7 protein-coding genes are annotated in these 7,004 nt (G+C 36.1%); 2 read left to right on the plus strand and 5 right to left on the minus strand.

Going from position 1 to position 7,004, the window contains the following annotated elements; translation table 11 throughout:
• Positions 1–149: 149 nt before the first annotated feature.
• The 5 genes from nrfA to J7K39_07705 all read right to left on the minus strand — a co-directional run bounded on the left by nrfA (position 150) and on the right by J7K39_07705 (position 4,641).
• Positions 150–1,661 carry an ammonia-forming cytochrome c nitrite reductase gene (gene nrfA / locus J7K39_07685; protein MCD6179770.1) on the minus strand — a complete coding sequence of 504 codons (1,512 nt, stop codon included), beginning with the start codon at positions 1,659–1,661 and terminating at the stop codon, positions 150–152.
• Between the two features lie 21 nt (positions 1,662–1,682).
• Positions 1,683–2,264, minus strand: a complete 582-nt coding sequence (gene nrfH / locus J7K39_07690) for a cytochrome c nitrite reductase small subunit (GenBank protein MCD6179771.1) — start codon at positions 2,262–2,264, stop codon at positions 1,683–1,685.
• A gap of 26 nt (positions 2,265–2,290) precedes the next feature.
• Positions 2,291–3,625, minus strand: coding sequence for a hypothetical protein (locus tag J7K39_07695; GenBank protein MCD6179772.1), 1,335 nt, complete (start codon positions 3,623–3,625; stop codon positions 2,291–2,293).
• A gap of 365 nt (positions 3,626–3,990) precedes the next feature.
• Positions 3,991–4,290 (minus strand): hypothetical protein, encoded by a 300-nt coding sequence (locus J7K39_07700; protein MCD6179773.1) that lies wholly within the window; start codon positions 4,288–4,290, stop codon positions 3,991–3,993.
• On the minus strand, positions 4,291–4,641 hold the full coding sequence (locus J7K39_07705; protein ID MCD6179774.1) for a hypothetical protein: 351 nt from the start codon (positions 4,639–4,641) through the stop codon (positions 4,291–4,293).
• Positions 4,642–4,873: 232 nt separating this feature from the next.
• On the opposite strand from J7K39_07705, the gene J7K39_07710 reads away from it, so the two are divergent.
• Positions 4,874–6,169, plus strand: a complete 1,296-nt coding sequence (locus tag J7K39_07710; protein ID MCD6179775.1) for an NCS2 family permease — start codon at positions 4,874–4,876, stop codon at positions 6,167–6,169.
• Positions 6,170–6,180: 11 nt separating this feature from the next.
• The coding region (locus J7K39_07715) for a beta-galactosidase (protein ID MCD6179776.1) at positions 6,181–7,004 on the plus strand (824 nt) is incomplete at its 3' end.

Consider the following 7,004-nt stretch of genomic DNA (forward strand, 5'->3'; position numbering starts at 1 on the left):
TTATAAAACCTTCTTTATAAGACCATTTATTTTCCCATAATCTTCTTTTAGTCATACGTGTACTACCTCTTTAACAAAGCTATCCGTTAGCGTTCGACTCTCGCCAAAGCCTGACGGATAGCTTTTCATTTGATTATCAATGCTTACATTTATTTATTAACGTAAGTTGTTGTCATTTTTGATTCTCTTTCTTGTGCTTCTTTATCCCATTTTGGCATTAAGTTCTTCTTAAACTCTTCTTTCTCCTTGATAAGTTTTTCTATTGGCATTCCAATAAATTCCTGAGCTTTAGCTTTAGTAGAAATATCTGGATAAGGAACTTCTCCTGAATAACCAAGGGTCATAAGTAGTCTTGCAAGTTTAATTCTGCCTTCTTGGGCAATGTTAATACCTGTGGCAATAACTCTAGAAATTTCAACAGGAGCGTGGAAAGAACCTCCGTGAGAAGCAGCAGCATAATCCCAGCGCCATTGTGCATGACGGATATCCATTAAGATGTCTTTCATTTGATCTTCAGTAGCACCTAAATCCCAAGCTGTTTTGGCTTCAACATGCAAGCGAACGCATAATTTCTCTAACTCATCGCGATTTTCAATAATCTTGTCTTGACGATCGTATACATTCTTAACTAAGGTTTCAGTTTTTTCTTTGTGGCAAACCATACAAGAGTTCTCGATATTATCTAAAGGAGATTGAATATGATGATCGGTGTATTTACGTCCACCTTCAGTCATATAAGGCATATGACAATCAGCACAGCTAACACCTCTTTCGCCATGGATTCCCATAGAGAAAACCTCATATCCAGGATGCTGAGCTTTAAGCATTGGTGCTTTACTCAATTTATGCGTCCAGTCTTTAAAATTCTTAGCATCGTAATAAGATTCCATTTCTTCAACTTTAGTACCATTATCCCAGGGGAAAGTTAGATAAGCAGAGCCTTCACTTCCGGGTCTGTTCTTATCAAAATAATACTCCACGTGGCATTGAGCACAAACTAAAGAGCGCATTTCGTTATGCGTTGCATTTGCTACGTCTTTTCCTTGTCTTTCAAAGGCTTCCACCAGTGCTGGACGAGAAATTTGAAGTTCCATAGTTTCATTATTATGACAATCGGCACAACCAATAGGATTCACAATCTCGGCACCCAATCTGGCCCATTTTCCCGTATAATATTCGCTTACACCTTCTTCATTCATTATACGAGGAACATCAGGAGATTTACAAGTCCAACAGGTTGATGGCATTGGTCCGTCGTTATCGTCTGTTGGCCCACCTGTTCTCAATGTATTTCTAATATCTTCGATGGCGTAAATATGACCTCTACCTTGATTATAATCTTTGGAGAAACCATATCCAGCCCACATAACAACTAATCTAGGATCCACTTCCAACATATCAATCATGGCGTTTCCGTTATACTTGGATTTGAAATCACTTTCTTCGGTTTTTGCCCAAGATTCATGTTGAGTAGGGTAGTTTTTTCCCCAAACATCGTTACGGGGATCGAACTGAGCTATTTTAACCTGAGGCTTTAAAGCAACAGGTTCTTCTGATCTTCTTTCGGTGATGGACGAGGCCAACAAACCAAGAAAGAATACCACTACTATCGTGGTGAAAAATATTATCCAATTTACGATTGGTTTTCTTTGCGTACTCATAATATATTATTTTTTAGTTTTTTATTTAACCATATTCTTAATCCATTCCGGAATAGGATTTTTAGTTTCCGGTATTAGTGCATCTGGTGCGGCAGAAAGACTATTGAGCCTTCCGTGTGGCACTTCTCTATGACATTCCCAACATTGGCGACCTTCGGTTCTAAAATGATCGAAAGTCTTGGTAGAAGATAACATCTTGCGGTCGGTAATTAATTCGTTATGACAGCGAATACAATTGTTTTGTACCACTTTGGCACCTTCTTCCTTAATTCTAATTACCTGAGGTTCTTGTCGTAATGTAAAAACTGTAGCATGTCTCAAACCATCTTTTGCCTTGAAAAAATAAGTGTTAAAGATGTTGTCGTGAGGGACATGGCAATCGTTACAACTTGCCTGCTCTCTATGCGAGCTATGGAACCATGATGCATATTCATGATTCATAACATGGCAATTGATACAGGTTTTAGGATCATCAGATAAATACGAAACCGCATTGGAAATGTAAAGCACATATACCGCCAAACCAAAAAGCACTCCAGCTACAATGGCCACTGTAAACTGCCATCCGGGAGGAGGTAATATTGCTTTTAAAATGTTCGACATACTGTTTTATTTAGATTGATAAATATTTATTTACTTGTATAAAAGTTAGGTTTGAAGCTAAACATCAGGTAAGCCCATGTTCCACCTTTGGAATAATTACTTGTGGAAGTATAGCCTTTTATATGGGCTAATGTTTCTGTTCCAAACATTTGAGAAAGACCAAGACTTATTGCCATATTCTTTTGTGCTGAATAGCTTAATCCCAAATCAATTTCCAAACCTAATCCCTTGTCTAAATTAGTGTAACCACCACCAGATAAGGGCTCTGTAACATCAGCCGCAGCAATAAAATAATGAGGTGTGGCAAAAAACGACCACTTATCCATTTTGTGTTTTAATGTTGCATAGATATCGATTAAACCTACATTATTCCCGTGATTTCCCACAAAGAAATAATCCATATGACCATTAAATTTATGATTGGTTCCGTAAAGAGGAGTAAAAGATTTTAAATCATTTGGGTTTTCCGTCTTGTCTTTTAAACTGGTTCCAGATAAGTATTCAAAACCTGAAATTATAGTCGTGCTTTCAGCTGCTTTTATCGAACCTTGGAGTGCAAAGTAGAGTGCAGATAATGATGAGTTGTCGTTTCCAACTTTACCCATTTGGTAGTAAAATGCTGTTGCTAATTTAACTGGTCCTAATGTTGGTGTTAAACGTGCTCCAATAGTTTGACTGTACAAAGTTTTAAACTCATCTGTTGAACCCGTAGTCGTTACGGATTCCATACCATTATTTAGGAATAAGAGACTCAAGCCTGCTTTTCCCACTTTTGTATGTAACCACACAAACTGCATCGCTTTATAATTTTTATTCATAGTATAGACTCCGCCTGCATAGGAAGCGTAATAGTCTGTGCCAAATAAGGCTTCATTCTTTTGACTGAAAGCCAACCCAAAGTGAAGTTTAAGATTGTTTTTCTCATATTTGAATAAGCCCAAATCATGTGCTCTGGCTTGTTGAGCCCAACCCACATTTCCGAAAATTCGAGAATCATCGTAGACCAACTCTTGTCGACCTACTTTAAAAGAAAAGCCTTCGTTGAAAAAATATTCTCCCCAAGCTTGATGAATACCAAATTGATTATAAGCACCAGCATCCAACTGATTTACATTTCCCCAAACACGTATATCTTGCATACTGATATAGGCTTTAAATGTTGTAGAGCTGTAGAACGCATTAAAGCGTGTTCGCTGCGAAATGGCAAAAGCGGAATTTGCATCTTCAAGTGGTAATATTTTATATCCGTTTCTGAATTCTGCACGGGGACGGATCTCCCCATCAACTTTTACGGTCTGACCAATTGCCCAACCGGCAAGGATTAAAAAACCCATTATAAACACTAACGATCTTAATCTCATAAGTTTAATTTTATTAATCTACTGATTTTGTTCACTTTATAATTATTTAGGATCTATATTTATCCATTAAATAGATAGATACGCAAATAGGTACATAAATACCTTTATACCGCGAAAATAGCGTTAAAATTATAACACTGTTATAATTTTAACATTTAAAAATGTAATTTATATTTGTTCTAAATAGGGAGTATTTTTGATGGGAAAGTGGAGTGCTTTATTATCCAGTTAAAGATTAAAAAAACCTATAATTTCATTGTTTATTTTAGGCTTTATAAATTTTTTAATTGTTAGATATAGATCAACGAATAATGAACCCTGAATTTTAAGATTATAAGCGAATTTTCTTCACAAATGTTTAGGTTTTATTTTTTTTCAGCTATTCTCAATAAATCACCAAAAACACCACGGGCCGTTATTTCGGCTCCGGCTCCTTGAATGACAATATCGTCATACAAATCGCTTATATAGCGCAAAACATGATCTCTCAGGTTTTTAGGAATCAGGTTTTTAATCTGGATATCGTCGAATTTATTTTTCAGATCCAGCTCTTTGGCTAGGATGAGTAATTTTCTTGCTACATCGTTTCCGCATAAATCTTCTCGTGGATCGGGTTCCGTAAACCCTTTTGCTATGGCTTTTTCTAAAATAGCGCTAAAAGAGATTTATTCAGAAGAAAACGTATTAAATAAATAGCTTAAAGAACCCGAAAATACGCCTCGTATTCTTGTAATGTTTTCACCCGAATCGTGTAGAAGTTTTATGGTGTCAATCAATGGAAGTCCAGCACCAACATTGGTTTCGTACAAATATTGTTTGTTGAATTGTTTTAGTTTGGATCGGGTATTCTGATAAAACTGGAAACCTGAGGTATTGGCCAGTTTATTCGACGAAACTAGAGCGAAGCCTTCTTCTAAGGAAAGTTTTCCTTTGGAGATATTCATCGTTGTAAGCAAATGATTCATTATTTTGTAAGCCAAAAGATCGAATCTATTTTCCAATTTAACTAATGACATTAAGAGCTTATGCCAAGATTATTGATGCGGATGAGTATCTAAGCTTGGACGAAGAATAAAGTTCAATTTGTACAATTCCTTCCAACTTGCTGAATGCATAGAATGATGGTGAATGAAATGTAAATCGGGGCGCGACTCAAAAGCGTAACCGAATTCTCCTAGATTAAATGTTAAATTTTCGTATTGGAATTGAGCAAAATTTCTTAATTTGCTGAATTCAAATTTCTCTGTTATGATTGCATCATTTTTTGATTTTAAAGGAAGAAAATCTTCTTATAAGAAAGAAATTCTTGGAGGAACAACGACTTTCCTCACCATGGCCTATATTATTTTTGTTAACCCTTCTATTTTGAGCGAAACAGGAATGAACCAAGCAGCACTTATTAGTGTAACCATTTTAGCGACTATTATTGGAACTTTATTTGCAGGTTTATGGGCAAAAGTGCCTTATGCAATGGCTCCGGGCATGGGGCTTAATGCTTTTTTTACCTATAGTTTAGTAATTGGTCAAGGGGTTGATTGGCAAACCGCTTTGGGTGTAGTGTTTTTATCCGGTGTTTTGTTCTTTGCTTTAACCATAAGCGGTTTTAGAACACGTTTAGTGCATGCAATTCCAATTTCTCTGCGGTTGGCAACCGGTGCCGGAATAGGTTTGTTTATTGCTTTTATTGGCTTTAAAAATATGGGTTTAATCGTTAATAACGATGCAACCTTGGTTGGCTTAGGTGCATTTTCAGGAACTTTGCTTATTGCACTATTCGGCTTAGCGATAACAACTATTTTGGTTGTGCGAAAAGTGAATGGTGGAATATTGTATGGAATAATATTAACAACTCTTGCTGCTTTATTATTTGGGAAAGTAAGTATGCCTGATACCCTTATTTCTACTCCACCATCTATTGCTCCTTTAGCATTTCAGCTCGATATATTATCTGCTTTCAAATGGAGTTTGCTTGGTGTTATTTTCTCTTTTATGTTTGTCGATTTATTTGATTCCGTGGGAAGTATAGTGGCTTGTTCTTACGAAGCCGGATTTGTAGATAAAAAAGGGAATGTTAAGTATTTGGATCGTATATTGGAAGCCGATGCAGCGGCTACTTTAGTTGGTTCTCTTTTAGGAACATCTACTACTACAACTTATATTGAGTCTGCAACAGGAATTGCAAATGGTGCAAGAACAGGTTTTGCTTCCGTGATAACGGCTTTACTTTTCACTCTTACTTTATTCTTTGCTCCATTAATTGGTATTGTTCCTGCTTATGCTACTGCTCCGGCTTTGGTTTTAGTGGGTGTTTTTATGTTCAAGCATATCCGTGAAATCAATTTCTCCGATTTTTCAGAGTCTATTCCTGCATTTTTAACCATTATTCTTATGCCTCTCACTTACAGTATTTCAACAGGTCTTTCTTTTGGCTTTATTGCTTATGTGATTGTAAAGTTGTCTGTTGCCAAGTATAAAGATATTTCGGGTTTAATGTATATTATTGCTGTATTATCGGTTATAAATTTATATTTAAGTTTCTCTTAGTTTTATAATATATGCATAAATCTATTGCTCTGTTTTTGTTTGTCCCGATTTTGTTTTTTAGCAAGATTAGCGCTCAGGAAACTGAACCCAACAATTGGGAAAACGAACAGATTTTTGACGTCAATAAAGAAAAAGCACATGCTACTTTTTATTCTTTTCCAAGTCGTAGTGATGCAATGGATTTGCAGCCAAAGGAGTCTAATAATTATTTGTCATTGAATGGGAAATGGAAGTTTCACTGGTCTAAATACCCTGAATCAAGACCAAAAGAATTTTATAAAAACGATTTTGATGATACTCAATGGACAGAAATTCCTGTTCCATCAAATTGGGAAATGGAGGGTTATGGAATTCCTATTTATGTGAATCATCCTTATGAATGGACTAAGAATCCTAATCCTCCTTTTGTACGTCACGATTGGAATCCGGTAGGCTCTTATCGTAAGATTATTGAATTGCCGGAAAACTGGAAAAACAAAGAAGTTTTTATAACTTTTGGAGCCGTAAAGTCGGCCTTTTATCTTTGGGTGAATGGCGAAAAAGTGGGCTATAGTCAGGACAGTAAGTTGCCGGCTGAGTTTAAAATAACTTCTTTTTTAAAAGAAGGTGAGAACCTAATTGCTATTGAAGTTTATCGATGGAGTGATGGTTCGTATTTAGAGTGCCAAGATTTTTGGCGTATCAGTGGAATAGAGCGAGATGTATATCTGCAAGCGCGTCCTAAAACTTCTATTCGAGATTTTAAAGTGGAGCCGTTTTTAAGTGATGATTATAAAAAAGGCTTTTTGAATATAGATATAGAATTGCAGAGCGATAAGCCCGAAGAAATAAAAAA

This window comes from Bacteroidales bacterium (genome assembly GCA_021157585.1).
Classification (GTDB): Bacteria; Bacteroidota; Bacteroidia; order Bacteroidales; family UBA12170; genus UBA12170.